At 46.4% G+C, this 18,558-nt stretch carries 13 protein-coding genes; 5 read left to right on the top strand and 8 right to left on the bottom strand.

Annotated elements, in window-relative coordinates; genetic code table 11:
- Positions 1 to 12: 12 nt before the first annotated feature.
- From RH88_RS07880 to RH88_RS07900, 5 genes are all read right to left on the bottom strand, one after another.
- A complete protein-coding gene (locus tag RH88_RS07880; protein ID WP_005594776.1) occupies positions 13 to 633 on the bottom strand; it encodes a thiol:disulfide interchange protein DsbA/DsbL in 621 nt (206 codons plus the stop codon).
- Positions 634 to 723: 90 nt separating this feature from the next.
- A complete protein-coding gene (locus RH88_RS07885) occupies positions 724 to 1,089 on the bottom strand; it encodes a hypothetical protein (RefSeq protein ID WP_005594778.1) in 366 nt (121 codons plus the stop codon).
- A gap of 155 nt (positions 1,090 to 1,244) precedes the next feature.
- Positions 1,245 to 4,070 carry an Hsp70 family protein gene (locus RH88_RS07890; protein WP_005594779.1) on the bottom strand — a complete coding sequence of 942 codons (2,826 nt, stop codon included), beginning with the start codon at positions 4,068 to 4,070 and terminating at the stop codon, positions 1,245 to 1,247.
- Positions 4,071 to 4,259: 189 nt separating this feature from the next.
- The gene (locus RH88_RS07895) at positions 4,260 to 6,224 is read right to left on the bottom strand and encodes an Hsp70 family protein (RefSeq protein WP_005594780.1); all 1,965 of its coding nucleotides are present in this window, start codon (positions 6,222 to 6,224) and stop codon (positions 4,260 to 4,262) included.
- Complete coding sequence (locus tag RH88_RS07900; protein ID WP_005594782.1) at positions 6,224 to 6,856, bottom strand: DUF2760 domain-containing protein; 633 nt, start codon at positions 6,854 to 6,856, stop codon at positions 6,224 to 6,226. Before RH88_RS07900 ends, RH88_RS07895 begins: the two co-directional genes overlap by 1 nt.
- 290 nt (positions 6,857 to 7,146) lie before the next feature.
- Here RH88_RS07900 and RH88_RS07905 point away from each other — a divergent pair, with 290 nt between their 5' ends.
- Together RH88_RS07905 and RH88_RS07910 are read left to right on the top strand one after the other, a co-directional pair.
- Entirely contained in the window at positions 7,147 to 8,676 is a 1,530-nt protein-coding gene (locus RH88_RS07905; RefSeq protein ID WP_005594784.1) for a sensor domain-containing diguanylate cyclase, read from the top strand.
- 96 nt (positions 8,677 to 8,772) lie between these two features.
- Positions 8,773 to 9,303 (top strand): 3'-5' exonuclease, encoded by a 531-nt coding sequence (locus RH88_RS07910; RefSeq protein ID WP_005594785.1) that lies wholly within the window; start codon positions 8,773 to 8,775, stop codon positions 9,301 to 9,303.
- 80 nt (positions 9,304 to 9,383) lie between these two features.
- Here RH88_RS07910 and RH88_RS07915 read toward each other — a convergent pair whose 3' ends face one another.
- From RH88_RS07915 to RH88_RS07925, 3 genes are all read right to left on the bottom strand, one after another.
- Positions 9,384 to 9,836, bottom strand: a complete 453-nt coding sequence (locus tag RH88_RS07915) for a tellurite resistance TerB family protein (protein ID WP_005594787.1) — start codon at positions 9,834 to 9,836, stop codon at positions 9,384 to 9,386.
- A 149-nt stretch (positions 9,837 to 9,985) separates the two neighbouring features.
- Positions 9,986 to 11,899 (bottom strand): metallophosphoesterase family protein, encoded by a 1,914-nt coding sequence (locus RH88_RS07920; RefSeq protein WP_005594789.1) that lies wholly within the window; start codon positions 11,897 to 11,899, stop codon positions 9,986 to 9,988.
- A gap of 44 nt (positions 11,900 to 11,943) precedes the next feature.
- Positions 11,944 to 12,333, bottom strand: coding sequence for a VC1380 family protein (locus RH88_RS07925; RefSeq protein ID WP_005594790.1), 390 nt, complete (start codon positions 12,331 to 12,333; stop codon positions 11,944 to 11,946).
- Between the two features lie 97 nt (positions 12,334 to 12,430).
- Here RH88_RS07925 and RH88_RS07930 point away from each other — a divergent pair, with 97 nt between their 5' ends.
- The 3 genes from RH88_RS07930 (at position 12,431) to RH88_RS07940 (ending at position 18,521) form a co-directional block, all read left to right on the top strand.
- Positions 12,431 to 13,756 carry a MipA/OmpV family protein gene (locus RH88_RS07930; RefSeq protein ID WP_005594792.1) on the top strand — a complete coding sequence of 442 codons (1,326 nt, stop codon included), beginning with the start codon at positions 12,431 to 12,433 and terminating at the stop codon, positions 13,754 to 13,756.
- A 162-nt stretch (positions 13,757 to 13,918) separates the two neighbouring features.
- Positions 13,919 to 17,848 (top strand): ATP-dependent RNA helicase HrpA, encoded by a 3,930-nt coding sequence (gene hrpA / locus RH88_RS07935; RefSeq protein WP_005594793.1) that lies wholly within the window; start codon positions 13,919 to 13,921, stop codon positions 17,846 to 17,848.
- Between the two features lie 178 nt (positions 17,849 to 18,026).
- A complete protein-coding gene (locus RH88_RS07940) occupies positions 18,027 to 18,521 on the top strand; it encodes an outer membrane beta-barrel protein (RefSeq protein ID WP_005594795.1) in 495 nt (164 codons plus the stop codon).
- Positions 18,522 to 18,558 lie beyond the last annotated feature (37 nt).

An 18,558-nucleotide genomic window follows, 5' to 3' on the forward strand; every position in this document is an offset into this window, starting at 1 on the left:
CGAGTGTAACGCCTATAGCGTCAGTAGGTAGTTAACCAACTGGTTGTACTCGGCGTAACTAGTGATCTTATTCGCGACAACGATGTACTTGTCATTCACCACCACCGCAGGTACACCGCGTAGTGTGCTGTTGGTGAATTTTTCATCGTATTCTTTTAGCTTGGCTTCTACCGCTTTGCTATTGTAAGCCAAGTCGAACGCGTTAGCGCTGACGCCTTTATCGATAAATAACTGGCGAATTTCCGCTTCACTTTGAGGCGCTTTACGCAAAATATGGATTTGTTCGAACATCGCAGGAACCATGCGATCTTCTACTTGCAGTACCACCATGGTGGCATACGCTTTTACCATGGAAGATGCCATTGGACCGCCCATAAAGCCGACATGCACTTTTTCGAACGTCACATCGTCCGCCAGCGCTGGTTTTAAGTTCTTCACGATCGATTCAAACTTGTAGCAGTGTGGGCAATAAAATGAAAAGTATTCAGTGACGGTGGGAGTGTCGGCTTTTGGCCCGTCGATAACCGTGTAGTAGTCGCCTTCAGTAAAGGTCGGTTTTGGTTGGTCGGCAGTGGCGGCTTGTACTGAAAATGCCATCATCAATGAGGCGAAAAGTGCAAAAATCTTGTTCATATTCTTATTTCCTAATGGTGTCGCTTTAAATGTAATACGCGTGCATACCGCACGAGGGCGATCGTTTGATCGGATTAACGAAGTCTAATATTAGGAGATAGGAGGACGAAAAAGTGTTTGGGTTCGGCTAATCGCTTTACCCACAACATCATGCCCGATCGGCGCAATAGCAGAAGGGGAAAGTTGTAATGCGTAATTGAGCGGCTCAAAAGGCATTTTCATCACACAGAATGACGAACAGCTCTGATGCTCAACTTTAGCATGATGATCGAGGTTAAGTGAGCGATTGCTATCAGGACATTCAACCGCAGAAACCGCGATTTGATTATGGTGAATATTGTCGTTGGTTTGATCAGGAAGGGCAGTATTGGCTTGTACGGAATTAAACGCGCTCAGCCATAGCAGGCAAAAAGCACTGAATAGAGCGACCAGTAATTGACGATTTGTTTGTGGCATCAATGGGCTACCTATTTCCTCATTGCCGATCATCTTACCCCAAGCTTGATTGAGAGGGTAGTGTTAAAAAATGCCCCCAAGCTGGAACAGCAAGAGGGCAGTTATAACTTTAAAACTAAATGTGTCGTACTGATGTTAGGCGAACAACGGCAATATTAGCTTTTTACCAGTGTTAATCCGTGAGGCAGTGCGTCACCAAATATACGTTTAGATTCACTCGCTGACAGCTCTTTGACTTCGGCAACTAACTCTAACCATGAATCTGGTACTTTACTCTGTTTCAATTTATCGAGTACTTGCTGACGATAATCCTCAGAGATATCAAATTGCCGATCCCCAGTTTTACGACAGATCATCACAGTAGCGAAAGCCACCATCGGCTCTTTCTGCCAATCTTGTTCAAGTAACTTAGGCAACCACTGTTCAGCTTGCTCACGGCTAACCACATTATGTTGGCTGCCATACAAAGGGGTACGAGAAGCAAGACGGCCCAAAGCCCACCAGTGTGCTTGTTGATATTGATTGTGGTTAATCGCTTTACTTAGGAACCAAGTGCTCAACAGCACCTTATCTTCAACATCCAGTTGTTCAAGCGACGCGGATAGACGCACCATAGATTCATAACCCATCTCTTGGGCGGCTTTAGCCGATTGAGGGTTCTTCATCGCTCCTGGGTGTAAGTATTTGGCAATGTCAGCCAAGATGGTTTCTTGTTGTTCTTGGTTCAAGCCACCAGCAATACGACGCCAGAATACCCACCAATCGGTCCAGCCTTGGTGATTTTTAAACTGGATCCCCTGTTGGTATAAGCTCCATACTTGCTCAATTCGCCAGCCATCAGTGGCATCACCAAAGCCGGGACGCAGAGCAAAACCGGCCAGACGCAGCCAGTTTTTCTCGTGTTGCTCAGAACGACGACGGCGCTTACGACCAGTCGCAAAGGCATCGAATAACTGACGAAGAGTGGTGAAATCCCAATCATCTCGTGGCCCAAGGCGCTTCTCTAACCCTTTCGCGAGCGTTTTTATTTCGTTACCTTCGGCACTTTTCTTGTTGGCGCTATAGATGCGACTGACAAGCTCTTTACACTCTTCTAAGCGAGGATGGATATTTTGCTCTTGCTGGTCGGTTTGTTGGTTGCGAACTTCAAATTCTAGCGCCCAACGTTTGTTGTCATCTTGGCTAGATACGCACTCCATTTTCAACGTGCCGACTTCGGTCAATTGACAGGCGAGCAATACTTCCACGCGCTCTTTTTGGTTGGCTTGCAGCTCCGCTCCCTCACTATCAAGGGTTGAAATATACGGAGGAAGTGGCTGGAAGAGGTCCGGATCCACATCCACCATCATGCCATTTTGTACCGTGGTGTGATTGTGCAAGGTATCGTGAGTTGAGGTGAGTAAGTTAAAGCGTACCGGTTCACCCAGAGTGAGTGAAAATCGGCGACCACTCAAACGAATTTCTTGGCCTTCCTCTGTCCCTTTGGCAAGTAGGCATAAGGCTTTACCAAGTTTGTTTTTTTCTTGTAGATGCAGGAAGTAAGAACGGGCAACACCACCACCAATTTTTAATTGCGCCCCACGTCGAGCCTTACCAAAGGCGACTGCGCCTAGCGCTACTGACCAGTCTGGGTGTGGGTTATCTAATACGGTGATCTCACCACCGCGCCAGTTTTCTAATAGCGTGGTGACTCGTTCGGTGATCAGTTCACTATTGAAGACGCCACCGTTAAGCAGCAAAGCAACCGGAATCGCATTTTGTGTCTCGTCTAACCCTAATGCTGCTCGTGAGACTTGTTGGTGTTGAGTTAAAAATTCGGCAACGTGTTTACTGACGGCAGGATCAGCAACGTATGGCAGGCCAAATTCAACCACAGCGCTGCGGCGCTTATCTGGCAGTTCGTTAAATTCACTGATTGGGAAGAAACCATCTAACGCAATTTGATGTACTTCTTGTTTGCTTAAATCAATACTTTTAGTGCCGCCGAGTAGTCGAGAGCCGCTGCCTAGCATGGTGATTTTTACCTGCTCAGGTGCGTTAGCTGATAGTAGGCTCTCTTTTGCTGCTCGCGTTTGTTGGATCAACTTGGTTAGGCTCGCCGCGTTGAGTTTTTTGTTTTGGCTTGATTGGGCAAAGCGCGTTTCGGCTAAATGCGCTAAAGCTAAATCCAGGTTATCACCACCCAGCATTAGGTGCTCGCCGACCCCAATACGATCGAGCGCTAACTCGTCAGTGTTGCCATTCTCTGAGGTAAAACGAGCTTCAATCAAGCTCAAGTCAGTGGTACCACCGCCCACATCACACACGAGAATCAATGGCAGTGCTTTGAGCTCTTGTGCTGCGGTTTGCTGGTGGCGTGCATACCAGTCGTAACAAACGGCTTGTGGTTCTTCAAGCAGCACAATGTTAGTCAGACCGGCCAGTTCAGCGGCTTCTAAGGTCAGCTTACGTGCCGTTTCATCGAATGAGGCAGGTACGGTGACCACGACGTCTTGATCTTCGAGCTTATTACTAGGGTTACGGTAGTTCCATGCTTGACGGATATGGTTGAGGTAGCTGGCACTGGCGATCAGTGGTGAGACTTTTTCAACATCACTCGCACCCGCCCAAGGCAAGATCTCCGAACGGCGGTCAACCGCTTGATGCGACAGCCAGCTTTTGGCGCTAGAAACCTGTCGACCCTCTACTTTTGCCCCCAGTTCGCGTGCCCATTCGCCGATGATGATGTTGTTATTGTCACCAGGAACCGCTTCATTTTGCCATGGTAGAGTAAGATCATTGGCAGAAACTTGCCCTGCCGCAGGGTGATAACGGAATGAGGGTAAAAGAGGTTTGCGTACGACTTCACCTGCACCGATCAACTGGTCTATTTCAAATAGGGAAACTTGGGATTGTTCAAGGTTGTCGGTGATTTCACAGTAAGCCACCACAGTATTGGTGGTGCCTAAATCAATACCAACAAGAAAACGAGGAGATGCCATACAAACCTTCTGCTGCTTATGAGGTGACGGATTATTATTGTTGTTGTTCTCGAAAAGAAGGTACGACTGAATCGAGAATCTCGCCACTGCAGTTAAAAATAGAATTCCCTAACTTGCTCGTACCCCGCGCTAGGGAAGGACATAACGATATAATTACGGCATCCATTTGGATGCCGTTTGACTCACGAGTTATTCTGCTTCGCTTGCTGCGTCTGCGTCACTGTTCGCATCTTCGCGCACATCGAATTCAACATGCCATTTCTGGCCATTGTCGGCGGCGATCGCCTCAAGATAAAGCGTGCCAAGTTCAGTGACGCGAGAGGCGAGGGTTACGGGTACCACTTCACCTTCACGGCGGCCTTCAGAAACCGGCAGCGTGACTTGAATTTCAGGTAGCTCTTCTAGTTCTTCTGGTGCCCAGTAATCTAAGTGAGTACCTGCGATATCGTCACGACGTACTGTTGAACCAAAGAACTGGAAGTTAACTGGTTGGCCGATAATCAAACCAAATGGTTGGCTTGGAACATCAACACTTGAACCTTCTTCCATACCAAATGGAGCAACACAAAGTGCTTCCATTGGTGGTGCCATACCCGGAATCGCTGGCATCGCGCTTTCAATGCCCACATAGTAGCTTGATGCGATACCACCGCGAATACGCACACCTTGGCCACGACGAACTGAGCCGTAGTATGATGCGCCACTGGCTACCGCAAGATCGAGATCCGTACCGGTTAAACGGGTTGGCAGCTCCGCGTCTGCTTCAATGAGCCACTCACCAATGGTCTCTTCTAAACGATTAGACAATAGGGTTGATTTCAACACACCGCCGTTAAACAGTAATGCTGTTGGCTTGATGAAATCCGCAGACACGGTTTCGCCACCCATGCCTGGCATGCCAGCAAATGGGTTGTATTCTTGTGCTGGCGTTGAAGCGCCACCATTTCCTGACACAGCAAGGGCATTCGCTTGTTTAGACAAGAATGCCGCGATATGACGAGTGATGCCCGCATCTTGTGCGTAAGGCAGACCCATTTGAGTCAATGCACCACGGTTACGTTGTACAGGGTGCTCAGTTACCGCGACTTTTGGGAAGAAGCCATCAACCAGAGTTTGTTGGACTTCTTGCTGCGTCAATTCAGTTTTCAGTGTTGCGCCAAGCAATTTAGAACCACGGCTTGGGACCACGATCGGTACCGCTTGCAGTTCAGCATCGTTAAGCAACGCTTCTTTTGCATCGCGACAAGCGTGAGTCATGGCTTGAACTTGCCATGGCTGTAGCTCTTTGCCTTCTTGCGCCAGCTTCATTTTTAGGCGGTAAGCAAGCGCGAGATCCATGTTGTCACCACCAAGTAGGATGTGTTCACCTACAGCGATGCGGTTGAGCGTTAGGTTGCCGTCTTCTTCAGTCACTTCAACTAAAGAAAGGTCCGTCGTACCACCACCGATATCGACCACCAGTACGATGTCACCCACCGTTACTTGATCGCGCCATGCATCGTTACTGTTATCAATCCAGTTATACAATGCTGCTTGTGGTTCTTCTAGCAAGGTGAGATGTGTCAAGCCAACGTTACGCGCCGCTTCTGCGGTTAGATCACGCGCAGCAGGATCAAACGAAGCTGGAACCGTGATGGTCACATCTTGCTCTTGCAGTGGTGCATTTGGATGAGTGTGGTTCCATGCCGCGGTTAGGTGCTCTAGATACAACTCGGTAGCACGTAATGGCGATACTTTTTCTACTTCTTCTGGACTACCAGCTGGTAAGAAAGCATCACGACGGTTTACACCAGCATGGCAAAGCCATGATTTTGCACTTGCAATCAAACGAATTGGGGTTTTCGCACCTAAGTTACGTGCAATGGCACCCACTAATGCTTTAGGTTCACTTGACCAAGGCAACACACGTGATGCGCTATCCATCTCGTTTTCGTGTGGTTGGTATAGGAATGAGCCAAGCTGATCACGGGTTTCTACCATGCCTGGCGCGGTCAGTTGAGCGATTGGCATCACTTCAACTTTGGCGTTTTCATCGCGGGTATCTAGGTATGACAGTACGCAGTGAGTAGTACCTAAGTCGATACCGACACTGAATGCAGGTTGGCTGCTTTCTAGTAGCGTAGCGTCTGTAGACTGGCTTTGTTGGTGTTCCATTACAGCTCTACCTCAGCTGGTGCAATCACTGATGCATTGTAGTTCTCAGCCAGTTTAGGCAGGGTCATGTCAGTTGCTTTCCAACCTTTATGTACCAATGTACCGCTAAATGGTGCTTGACCTGTTACATTGCCTGTTAGGCGAATCTCTTGAGGGTTGAAGCCAGCTTCAACGGTAATGCGAGTTTCTTCATCTTCGTTACGGATGTGCTCAAGCGTTACGTAGTCAGCCAATACTTTCTGACCGCCAGTGTGAATAACACGTGCAGCCGCGCCCACTTCTTCATCTGAGAATGAAGTCAGGTCTTCTTTTAGGAAGTCGATTAAGCGTGCTTCTTGTTGCATGATAGAAAGCAGTTGCATCGCTGAGTCGGTTGATGCAGTGGCAAGCTTAGATTCAACTTCAACCACCTTCTCAATCACTTTTTCAACTTCGACAATTTTTTCAACTTCAACGATCTTTTCGACCGGTTTTTCAACCTCAACGATTTTCTCAACTGGTTTTTCGATCACTTTCTCAATCACTTTAGATTTACGCGAAACCGCAATCAGAAGTAATAGGATGCTAGAAACCGCAAGGCCAGCATGCAGCATGTCAAAGGTGTGAGGAATCATTTGTAAATCGAACGTCATGACAATTCTCTTATAGGTTTCAGTTCAAGTTCCGCATGATACGGCCCTTGGGGTAATCTCAAATAAATTGGGATGAATGTTATCACATTCAAGTATGGATGCTTGTAGAAAACGCTTGTAAAGCATTATAGACCTTACTGGTTGGTCTGTTTTTGAGCAGGTTTTTGTGCCTGTCAGAAAAATCGGACTCTAATCTAATGAAAAAGGCTGATAAGTGCGCAAGAAAAGTTTTAGTCCTAACGGGAGAAGGAGTAGTATGAGAAGACTAGAACGATAAAATAAATGATTGAATGACTTTAACGCTTGAGAAAAAATGGCTCTATCCATTAATCACCTTTACCGTGACGGCGCTGATTGCGTTGTGTGTGGGGTATTTTTCTTACTTGTCCCAGCAGCGCTATAGCCAGACATTATTTGAGAACTTAGCTGAGCGACAAACTGAAGTTTTGGCCGAGTTTATTGGCAGTGATCTTGACCACATTGGTGCGGGAGCCAATTTCTTTCACGCAACAGATCGTGATGAATGGGATCACTTTCCTATTTTCGCTCGACAGGTGGTAGGTGCTTCGCAAACGCTGGTCACTTTGCAGTGGATGGAGCGAGTCGAAGAAGCGCAAGTTGATCAGTTTGTTGCCAATACCCGTCTTCAATACCCAAATTATCAAATCTATACGATTCCAAAAGGCGGCGAGAAAACCCTCGGCTACATCATGCCTGCCGAAGAGCCTATTTTTGCTGCGCGTGATATTTACCCACGCAATGCCAGCAATGAAAGTGTATTGGGCTTTTATTCTTCACGTCCACGCTTCCAATTGGTTGTGGATAATATGCGCATTCACCATAAACCAAGCTTGTCAGATAAGGTTCGCTTAATTCAAGATGGCCTCGATAGTAGCTTAGAACGCGATGGTATCTTGGTGTACCACCCGGTGTTTGATATGGAGACGAATCAGCGCTTGATTGGTGTTGTGATTGGTGTCATCCGCACCTCACACTATTTTGAAGGTTTAATGGTGCGCACCGCTGCCGAGCAAAAACTTGAAGTGAAAGTGGTCGATCTTGGTTTCGATGCCGAAGATGATCCAGTGCTATTTGAGAGCGATAACTGGGCGACGACGGATGGGTTAGAAGTACGCAAAGTGTTGGACTTACCTAATCGACAATGGGCTATCTATTTCAGGCTTGGTGATAAAGTGACCGCCAATGACCTGTTGATTGTTCATGGCATTCTTTTTGGCGGTTTTGTGATTGCTTGTCTGCTGAGTTATATCGCGTATCTGCAAGTCAGAGCCAAATCTAACCTAGAGTATCAATTGGCTCAGCGCACCAAAGAACTACAGTTTTTGGTTGAGCATGACTCATTGACAGGGCTTTATAGTCGCCATGCGTTTAACCAATTTATTGCGACAATGGTGGAAGAAGATCGCCGTTTTACTCTGATTGGTTTTGATGTTGATAAGTTTAAGTTAGTTAACGATAACTTCGGTCACGCAGGGGGCGATGAAATGTTGATTCATGTCGCTCGCACGGTAGAGCAGTGCTTAGAGCCAGGCGATATCTTTATTCGTCTTGGTGGCGATGAGTTCGGCATTATTAGTAATGTGATTGAACGAGATACGCTGAACACTTATCTCAATCATATTTGTTCCACGGTATTTGCCAGTAACATCCAGATAGCAGAGCAGGCGGTTTGTTGTTCTCTAAGTATCGGCGCGGCGATTCGAGAGCATGATTCGGTCGAGCAACTGATTCATTCTGCTGATGCACAAATGTATAAAAGTAAAAATGCAGGTAGAAATACTGTATCGATTGCTGAATAACTCAGCGAACAGCACTTGAGTTGTGATGGGTTACTTGGGTTAGCGTGAGCTTTACGGTAGAATTTCGCGCTTTAGTTATCTCTTGTTGGGCGAGTCATGAATCATAATCGTATCGTTTGTTTTGACCTAGAAATGTGCTGCTGGAATATCGATGGCGTCGGCACGACTGGCGAAATTATCGAGATCGGCTTGGCAGAGATTGATTTGGTTAAAGGCGAGATCGTTAAACGTGCTCAGTATTACGTTAAGCCCGAGCACGATGAAGTTTCCCTATTTTGTGCAGAGTTAACGGGCATCACGCCACGTAAAGTGGAAAAACAAGGGCGACCATTAGCGGAAGTGATCAAATCGATGATCAAGAATTTTGGCGGCAACAACAAAATTTACGCTGCATGGGGACGTGATGATTTGGTGTTAGCAAAAGAGTGCGCAGACAAAGGCATTGAAATGCCGTTTAAAGAGTATGTGAACCTCGCCACTATTTACCGCATTCAAAACCGCTTAAAAGAAAAACGTATTGGTCACAAGGCCGCACAAGAAGCGAAAGGTATTGAGTGGGAAGGTCGTCAGCATTCTGGTTATGTTGATGCCTACAACTTGGCGAAACTGGCGCTAACCATGCTGTAATCAATGTTCATACCGGTTGAAAGCGAGCTTATAAGCTCGCTTTTTTGTTATCTGATGTCGTGCTAGGCCGATTCACCACGCTATTTTTTCTGATCGGTCACCGAAATTTTTGCGCGAATGAAATCACGATGGTCAACATAGAGTAGTTCGGCTGATTTACGAATCACCGCATCTTCTTGTGGGTCGATTTCCCCATCGGCATGGGCCACTTCCCACATGGCTTTGATCAAGTTATAACGCGTCTCTTGGCTTAACTCTCGCAACTGGGTGGTGAACTCATACAAAGAGGCGGCGTCTTTGACTTTGGCTTCTGCACGGCTTAGTAAGGTTTGAGCTTGCGTTGCATCGAGCCCCAGCAGACGGGCAATCAGTTGTTGCTTTGCTTCTACTTCACTTTGCTCTATTTGGTGATCAGCTCCCGCCACTTCGCACAATAAGCAGGCAATGGCCAAGTTTGGGTCGGCTTTATTTTGGTTACTAAGGTCATGACCTTCTAAGAGTTGTTTAAATAGTTTACTGATTGAATTGAGCATCTTCATTGCCTTGCTTGGTTCTGTTGTGACTGATTTTAGAGCGTTTCGAGTTCTTTTGTGCCTATCGCACTTTTGCTGCGTTTTGGTTTTTCTGTATCGCTCTCGTTTGATCGCGCTCTCTTTTTATAGATAGTGGCTTTCCATTCAGATCACAAGCTTTCTTGGTCGGTTGGTGGAAAACGAACCGTTTTACCTTCTGCGGTCAAAATCGCAATTTCACTGGGTTTGCCGTGGCTATCGAGCTTTAATTCACCCACTGCACTGGCATTGACCAAGCGGCGAGAACCTTTGATATCAGGGTCGCGCTTAAACACTTTCAACCGTTTACGCTTGGTAAAAAAGTTTAATGGCGAGCGCGGCGAATAAAGCGCTCGGTCAAAGCGGTCACAAATCGCTAATAACGGCTCTGGGAATTGGTTTTTAAACCCGCTACAGGTGATTTGGTAGATGTTTGGGCTCGACTTTCTGAATCTCAATTTGATGTCGTAGGCGAAGGAATAGTGCACATCTCCCGACAAAATAACGAAATTAGTGGGTGTCTTAGTGTGAGTAAAAATACTCAGCAAGGTATTGGCACTGCCGGGGTGCGCCATCCAGTTTTCGGCATCGATTAAAAGCGGTTGGCCCAATAATGTCATGCTTTTTTGTAACGCTTCGATGAATTTGACGCCGAACATTGGCGCTGCCGAAATCACGATCACCTTATCTTGATGCATGAGTTGCTGCTGAAATTCGATCAGAGCTTCCCAATCCATTAGTCCGGATGGTTTGTTCATCCGTGATTCTGAGCGCCAGCGGCGAGTACGCGTATCCAACACCACGACTTTTGGTGAGCTATGAATGGTGTAGTGCCACTGTTCAAAGCTATACAGGTATTGAATTAAATCATCTTGCGCTTGTGCTTGTTCACTAGCACTGAATCGTTGCGCTAAGGTAAGTAATTCAAGTGGGAAGCTATCGGGTTCATTCCCCCATCCTTGACATAACCAGTAGCTGATCAAACCATTCCCGATGATACGTTTGGCAAACACATTATCGTAGGCCGCTTTTTCCCAACCAACGGTGAGATTCCAATCATCGGTAACATCGTGATCATCGAAAATCATGTAAGTGGGAATGTGGGCAATTAAGCGCCGTATGTGGCTTAAACCAGCAACAAATTGTTCAATATGGTTTTTTTCTTGGTGCCATTGTTTGATGTCCACCGCCGCCAATCGGTTTCCTACGTGTTGAAAATCCTGTTCTGCTAATCGATTAAGATTAACGTGCGACCAAAGCGTTGGCGACCAAACCAATAAATACATCGCGATGAATTCGCCAAAGCTAATCAGGTGGTTTTCACAGTCGCGTGAACTGAATATTGGGCTGTATTTGGCGTGTAGCCAACGGTTGAGCCTGTGGCTGTGGTCAAGATAGCTTGGCAGAAGTCGGTCGCGTTGATAGTAGCAATTTGGGTGTTCAAACAGTGCTTGGCTGGTTTGGATTGGAGCATCGACGAAACGTTCTTGTTTGAGACCGAGTAGATCACAGACCTGATGAATCGCATCCAGCATTGGGCCAGCAACGTGATCAGCGTAGATCTGATCGCCACTCATCATCAATAGGTCGGGACGTTCTTCAAGCGCTTGGGTTGAGACTTTTAAGTCCGCTTGAACTAAGGCATCTTTACTCGCGTGATGAGGATTACGGCACGAGCCATGAAGCAAATAATCGGCTTGGGTGCTGATGCGGAAAGTGGGCCTAATCTCATCCTCATAGAGTAAATCAGGCATTAATTCAGCAAGGCTACCTTGTGAGGTCTTCAGGTCGTAGCTTAAGGCGACATTCGCCGGAAACGTCCCTTTGAATTGAGCACAAACGACATAGGCGCGTTCACCGACTTTCAATGACTGGCAGTCGGTAAGTGGGGCTTGATAAATGAGCGCGTTGTCAGCGTCAGCATAGAGTTGAAATTCACCGGAAACCGGTTGACTGGTTACATACCACAGCACTAATTCAGACGGTGTGGTTTTTCTCAAAATAGGGCCGGCTAGAATAAGCGGCAAAGATTGGGTGTCGCTCATAGGGTATTCGATGATATGGTCTCGTTTATTTATTCGCTGACAGGTTATTCGCTGACTGATTCTTCAAATGCCAGTTGTTCATACTCAGCGCTTTCTAAAATTTCAATTACTTCGCCGCTGCTTTGTTCGTGGCCGATGAGAAATAGCGCCAAGAGCGCATCCGCTTTACTGCTGTTATCGGAATCTTCAGCAATAATTTGCTCAAACCGCTGACGAATCATGTCAATTTCATGATCGACGAAGCCGCGAGCTTCTTCACCTTGAATATCTTCGGGTGCATTGTCAAACTGTAAAAACAGCATATCGTCTACCGTTGAAGTAGCGACTAATTGCTCTGGTAACCATTCATCACCCGTGACGACATTTAAGTCGCAATCGGCTGGAAGGGCATTAAGTACATTCTTGAGTTCAGAAACTTTCACAATTTTTAGCATCGAGAGATCGTATCATTCTATTTTAACGGCGAATGTCAGTGAAACATAAGAGCAAAGTCGCTGATCTGGGTAAATTAATTTTCTTTTGGTTAAAAAAATGACAATTCACAACCGGCTACCAATTTTTATCGCAATAATCAGCTCCAGTTTCACCTCTCTGGTGGTGGCGAAACAAGCAGAACCGATCGCAGAACAAGATTGGGGGTTGGCGGCAATGTATCGTATTGCCAGTGTGCCATTTGCAACCGAAAGTGGCGATCAAACGGTAGGGACGTTTGTTCCCTTAATGTATTTCAGCAACGATTGGGTCTTTATTGACGGTCTTGAAGGGGGCGTTCACCTGACTCAATGGCAAGATGATAGCTTGCAGTTGAATGCGTTAACGCGGATGCGTTTTGTGGATATTCCCGCTTCTATTCAAAACGCTAACCAAGGTGATAGCGCTGATTTTGGTTTGCAACTACGCCAATCATTGAATGATGAATGGCATCTAGACTGGGAAGTCATGAGCGATGAAGATTTTCGCTTTCATACTAACCTTCGTGCTAGTGCCGAATATCAATGGGGCGACTGGAACCTCAAGCCAAGTGCGACATTGCGTTACAAAGACGCCGATTTTAATAGTCAATACTATGCATTTAGTGAGTATACCGCGCAAAAAATAGGTGCGGGAGTGGATGTTAATATCGGCGTTGATGCTCGCTATCATGTCGCCTCAAATTTGTATTTACTCGGTTCGACTAGCGTCACGCGTTTAGATCATAACGCTTATCATGCCCAAGCGGTGGAAGAGCGTTATCAGGGAGAAGTGTTTGTTGGTTTTGGCTTTTTTAATGACAGCAGTGCGCCTAAAAAAACACAGTTAACCAATTCACGTTATTTCAGAGTGGCGCATGGTTGGGCGACGCCGTCTAATATTGGCGATATTTTTGCCCTTAACCGTGAAAAAGACCCGTACAACAACCAATTGACTTCGTTGTTTTATGGCCATCCATTAACCGATGAATTGTTTGGCTACCCAGTCGATCTCTATTTCACGCCCGGAATCGTGCATCATTGGTCTTCCGATGTGCAAAATGCCAGTACTGAATGGGTGGCGGCAATTAAAGCCTATGTGACGGTCGAGTGGCCAACGCGCTGGCGTTTTGGTGTCGCAGAAGGGCTCTCTTACATCGATAACATCAGTTATATCGAACAAAGCGAAATGGACCGAAAAGGCTATACGCCGAGTCATCTACTGAACTACTTGGATTTTTCCTTCGATATCAATGTGGGTGACTTAGTCAATCAACCTTCATGGCAGCATGTTTGGTTTGGCTACTCCTTGCATCATCGTAGTGCCATTTTTGAAAAAGCCTCTCAGTTTGGCCGCATTAAGGGGGGCAGTAACTACAATACGGTTTATCTACAGTTCGATTTTTAGTCGGTGTTGCAGGCTAATTCCGACTATGTTTATTCAGTCAGAAGGCGAACAGATTCGCCTTATTGATTTGTTTATTAGCCCAGTCCTCAACGGCAAGTTACTTAGGGCTATTCTGTGATACAATTCGCGCAGTTTTGATAAGTAAAAAGAATAGGACACGCTTTGACCTCGTCACAGCCGAAAAAATCTCAGCCTAGCGAGACCGCAGTGCATGCAAACAATGCCGCGTCTCTGCGTAAGGCCCTTGAACAATGTATGATTCGAGACCGCTTCCGTTTGAGTAAGCGTATTTCTGGTGCAAGCAAAATCAATAAAGAAGCATCGCGTAATGCGGTGTTCGATGAAATTGCACTGGATATCGCCAAATCAATGATGGAAGTCGAGCAGCGCCATGCGCAGCGAATTACTATTGAATACCCTGAAATCCTGCCTGTTAGCCAAAAGAAAGATGACATCGCCAAAGCGATCGCTGAGCACCAAGTGGTGATCGTTGCTGGTGAAACTGGCTCAGGTAAAACCACTCAGCTACCAAAAATCTGTGCCGAGCTTGGTCGTGGGAAATTTGGCCTGATTGGTCATACTCAACCACGTCGATTGGCGGCACGTTCGGTCGCAAACCGTATTGCTGAAGAAATGCAGACTCAACTGGGTGAGTTTGTCGGCTACAAAGTTCGATTTAACGATCAAATTTCAGAGAATACTCAAATCAAGTTGATGACAGACGGTATTTTGCTGGCTGAAATTCAACACGACCGATTCCTTAATCAGTACGACACCATCATTATCGATGAAGCGCATGAGCGCAGCTTAAACATCGATTTTATTTTAGGCTACCTTAAAGAGTTGTTGCCGCGTCGTCCTGATCTCAAGATCATCATCACCTCTGCAACGATTGACCCTGAGCGTTTCTCAAAACACTTCAGCAATGCACCGATCATTGAAGTTTCTGGCCGCACCTATCCGGTTGATACTCGTTATCGCCCATTAAGTGGTTACGATGATGTCGATCGTGATCAGCTAGAAGGCATCTTTGAAGCGGTCGATGAACTGTGTGATGAAGGCTTAGGCGACATCTTGATCTTTATGAACGGTGAACGTGAAATTCGCGACACCGCAGATGCACTGAGCAAACGTAACTTAAAGGGCACCGAAATCGTACCGCTGTACGCTCGATTGTCTGCGAGTGAACAGAACCGTATCTTCCAGCCACATGCTGGTCGTCGAATTGTACTGGCGACCAACGTCGCTGAGACCTCGTTAACTGTTCCGGGTATTAAGTACGTCATCGATCCGGGTACTGCCCGCATTAGTCGTTATAGCTATCGTACCAAAGTTCAGCGCTTGCCGATTGAGCCGGTTTCTCAAGCGAGTGCTAACCAGCGTAAAGGTCGTTGTGGTCGTGTTGAAGAAGGTATCTGTATTCGTTTGTATTCAGAAGAGGATTTTAACTCCCGTCCTGAATTTACTGATCCAGAAATCCTTCGCACTAACTTAGCCTCAGTTATCTTGCAGATGACCGCGCTGGGCCTCGGCGATATAGAAGCCTTCCCATTTGTCGAAGCGCCAGATAAACGTAACGTGCAAGATGGTGTACGCCTGCTTGAAGAGCTAGGTGCGCTGAATGGTGATGTTAAAGAGGCTAAAAAACGTCTTACAAATACAGGGCGCCAGCTTGCTCGTTTACCGATTGATCCACGTTTAGCGCGTATGGTGCTTGAAGCGCCAAAGTATGGTGCGCTAAAAGAAGTGATGATCGTTGCGGCAGCACTGTCGATTCAAGATCCGCGTGAACGTCCAAGTGATAAGAAACAATCTTCCGATGATAAGCATCGCCGCTTTTTCCATGAAGATTCTGACTTCCTGACGTTTGTGAACCTGTGGGATTATATTCAAAAGCAGCAGAAAGAGCTGTCAGGCAACCAATTCCGTAAGCAGTGTAAGCTTGATTATCTCAACTACTTACGCGTAAGAGAATGGCAGGATGTTTACTTCCAAATTCACCAATCAATGCGTGAAATGGAGTTTAAGCTTAATTCTGAACCGGCGAATTACCAAAGTGTCCATAGCGCGATTTTGGTTGGCTTGCTGTCGCATATTGGTATCAAAGACCAAGAGAAGAGTGACTATCAAGGTGCGCGTAATGCACGCTTCCACATTTTCCCTGCTTCTGGTTTGTTTAAGAAACAGCCTAAGTGGATTATGTCGGCAGAGCTGGTGGAAACCTCGAAGCTTTGGGGACGCATCATTGCTAAGATCCAACCAGAGTGGATCGAGCCGTTAGCCGGACATTTGATTAAGCGCAGCTACAGCGAACCACATTGGTCGAAGAAGCGCGCTGCGGTCATGGCACACGAGAAAGTGATGCTGTACGGAGTGCCAATCGTACCAAAACGCTTAGTCAATTATGAGCGCATTGATGCCACCATTAGCCGTGAAATCTTCATCCGTAGCGCATTGGTAGAAGGAGATTGGGAAACCAAACACGCCTTCTTCAAGCAAAACCGTAAATTGCTGCAAGAAGTTGAAGAGCTTGAGCATAAATCACGTCGTCGTGACATCTTGGTCGATGACGATGAGCTGTTTGATTTCTACGATCAGCGTGTTGGCACCGAAGTGGTCTCGGGCCGTCATTTCGATACTTGGTGGAAAAAAGCGTCAAAACAAAACCCTGAACTGCTTAATTTTGAAAAAGAGATGCTGTTCAGAGGGGATGCGAGCCACGTAACCGATTTGGATTACCCGAACTTCTGGTATCAAAATGGCCTCAAGTTGAAGCTGAGCTACCAATTTGAACCGGGTGATGACAACGATGGTGTGACGGTACACATTCCGTTGCCGATCTTAAACCAGATCGAGATGGCAGGCTTTGACTGGCAGATCCCAGGTCTGCGCCATGAATTGGTGATGAGCTTAATTAAGTCACTACCAAAAACATTGCGTAAGAACTTTGTGCCTGCACCAAATTACGCTGACGCTTTCCTTGCTCGTGTGACTGCGATGGAAATGCCGCTGCTTGATGCGCTGGAAAAAGAGTTGCGTCGCATGACGGGCGTTGAGTTGTACCGCGAAGATTGGAAACTAGAACAAGTGCCAGAGCATTTGAAGGTGACTTTCCGTGCGGTCGACCATCGTAATCGCAAGCTAAAAGAGCACAAAGATCTGCATGAGCTAAAAGAAAGCCTCAAAGATAAAGTACAAGAAACCTTATCTAAAGTGGCAGACTCAGATATTGAGCAACAAGGTCTGCATACTTGGAGCTTCGGCGAACTGCCTAAAGTCTATCAACAAAAACGTGGCGGCTACGAAGTAAAAGCGTACCCAGCGATTGTTGATAACAAAGACAGTGTTGAGATCAAACTCTACGAAACCGAGCAAGAGCAAGTAGCAGCGATGCGCGCAGGTCAGCGTCGTCTTGTGCTACTTAACGTGCCGTCGCCGGTGAAATACTTGCACTCGAACTTGCCTAACAAATCTAAATTGGGTCTTTACTTTAACCCTTACGGTAAAGTGATGGACTTGATCGATGACTGTATTGCTTGTGGTATTGATAAGTTGATCGAAGAGCAGGGCGGTTTGGTTTGGGAATCAGCTCAGTTTGAAAAGATGAAAGAGCATATTCGTGCAGAACTCGGTGATACGGTGGTTGATGTTGCTCAACAGGTAGAAACTATTCTGACCACCGCGTTCAACATCAATAAGAAACTGAAAGGACGTATCGATTTTACCATGGCGTTTGCTTTGTCAGACATCAAGGCGCAAATCGAAGGTTTGATTTTCAAAGGCTTCGCGACCGAATGTGGCTGGAAGCGTCTACCAGATATTTTACGCTACATGAGAGCGATTGAACGTCGCATGGAAAAACTGCCAATCGATCCAAATAAAGACCGATTACATATGCTAAAAATTGAATCAGTAGTGAGTGATTACAAAGAACTATTGAACAAGATCCCGAAAGGCATGGCAGTACCGGACAACGTTAAAGAAATCCGTTGGATGATAGAAGAGCTACGTGTTAGCTTGTTTGCTCAGCAGTTGGGTACGCCGTATCCGGTTTCTGACAAGCGAGTGATCAACGCAATCAACGCTTGTTAGCCAACAAAATAGCAAGGTAAACCATTAAGCCCACTAGAGAATTTCGCTCTGGTGGGTCTTATTTTACTTACCGTTTACACAACGGTATGTAATTTGCATTATTTTAGCCCAATGGCAGAACTGTCAGAGATCCGGCAGAGCATTGCCGAGCTCACAAAATTATAAGAGAAGGTTAATTATGAAAAAGACATTACTCGCTCTAGCACTTTTAGGTGCATCTGCGACCGCTTCAGCTGATTCATGGATCTACGGTGGCGCGAGCGCAGGCCAAGCGGATTTAGGTAATGAGTCTGCGACTTCATACAATGTTCACGTTGGCACCGGCATTCTACCCTTCATCGGTCTAGAAGCGGGCTACCAGAACTTTGGTGATTTCGGCACAACTCAATACGGTAACAAGCTTATTGGTGATCTTGAAGGTTCTGCAGTTTACTTTGCTGCGAAACCAAGCATTGATTTTGGTCCTTTACACGTTTACGCAAAAGCGGGCGTACACTCATACGAGTTGAAGGGTACTAACTTTAAAGAAGACGAGTACGACACAATGTACGGCATCGGCGCTGAATACTTCGTTATGGGTCCTATTTCTCTAGGCGCGAGCTACAATGTTTTCTCTATGAAAGAAGACGACGTGAAGAACTTCTCTATCAACGCGACGTTCCACTTCTTGTAATACGCGATACCTGATTTTAAGAACCCAGCCAATGTGC

It is taken from the genome of Vibrio scophthalmi LMG 19158 (genome assembly GCF_000222585.1).
Classification (GTDB): domain Bacteria; phylum Pseudomonadota; class Gammaproteobacteria; order Enterobacterales; family Vibrionaceae; genus Vibrio; species Vibrio scophthalmi.

Bases quoted from the DNA above. Each gene is read 5' to 3' on its own strand.
- RH88_RS07900 (WP_005594782.1), bottom strand. From the start codon at position 6,856: ATGACGTTCGATTTACAAATGATTCCTCACACCTTTGACATGCTGCAT.
- RH88_RS07880 (WP_005594776.1), bottom strand. From the start codon at position 633: ATGAACAAGATTTTTGCACTTTTCGCCTCATTGATGATGGCATTTTCA.
- RH88_RS07890 (WP_005594779.1), bottom strand. From the start codon at position 4,070: ATGGCATCTCCTCGTTTTCTTGTTGGTATTGATTTAGGCACCACCAAT.
- RH88_RS07895 (WP_005594780.1), bottom strand. From the start codon at position 6,224: ATGGAACACCAACAAAGCCAGTCTACAGACGCTACGCTACTAGAAAGC.
- RH88_RS07915 (WP_005594787.1), bottom strand. From the start codon at position 9,836: ATGCTCAATTCAATCAGTAAACTATTTAAACAACTCTTAGAAGGTCAT.
- RH88_RS07910 (WP_005594785.1), top strand. From the start codon at position 8,773: ATGAATCATAATCGTATCGTTTGTTTTGACCTAGAAATGTGCTGCTGG.
- RH88_RS07920 (WP_005594789.1), bottom strand. From the start codon at position 11,899: ATGAGCGACACCCAATCTTTGCCGCTTATTCTAGCCGGCCCTATTTTG.
- RH88_RS07930 (WP_005594792.1), top strand. From the start codon at position 12,431: ATGACAATTCACAACCGGCTACCAATTTTTATCGCAATAATCAGCTCC.
- RH88_RS07885 (WP_005594778.1), bottom strand. From the start codon at position 1,089: ATGCCACAAACAAATCGTCAATTACTGGTCGCTCTATTCAGTGCTTTT.
- RH88_RS07940 (WP_005594795.1), top strand. From the start codon at position 18,027: ATGAAAAAGACATTACTCGCTCTAGCACTTTTAGGTGCATCTGCGACC.
- RH88_RS07925 (WP_005594790.1), bottom strand. From the start codon at position 12,333: ATGCTAAAAATTGTGAAAGTTTCTGAACTCAAGAATGTACTTAATGCC.
- RH88_RS07905 (WP_005594784.1), top strand. From the start codon at position 7,147: ATGACTTTAACGCTTGAGAAAAAATGGCTCTATCCATTAATCACCTTT.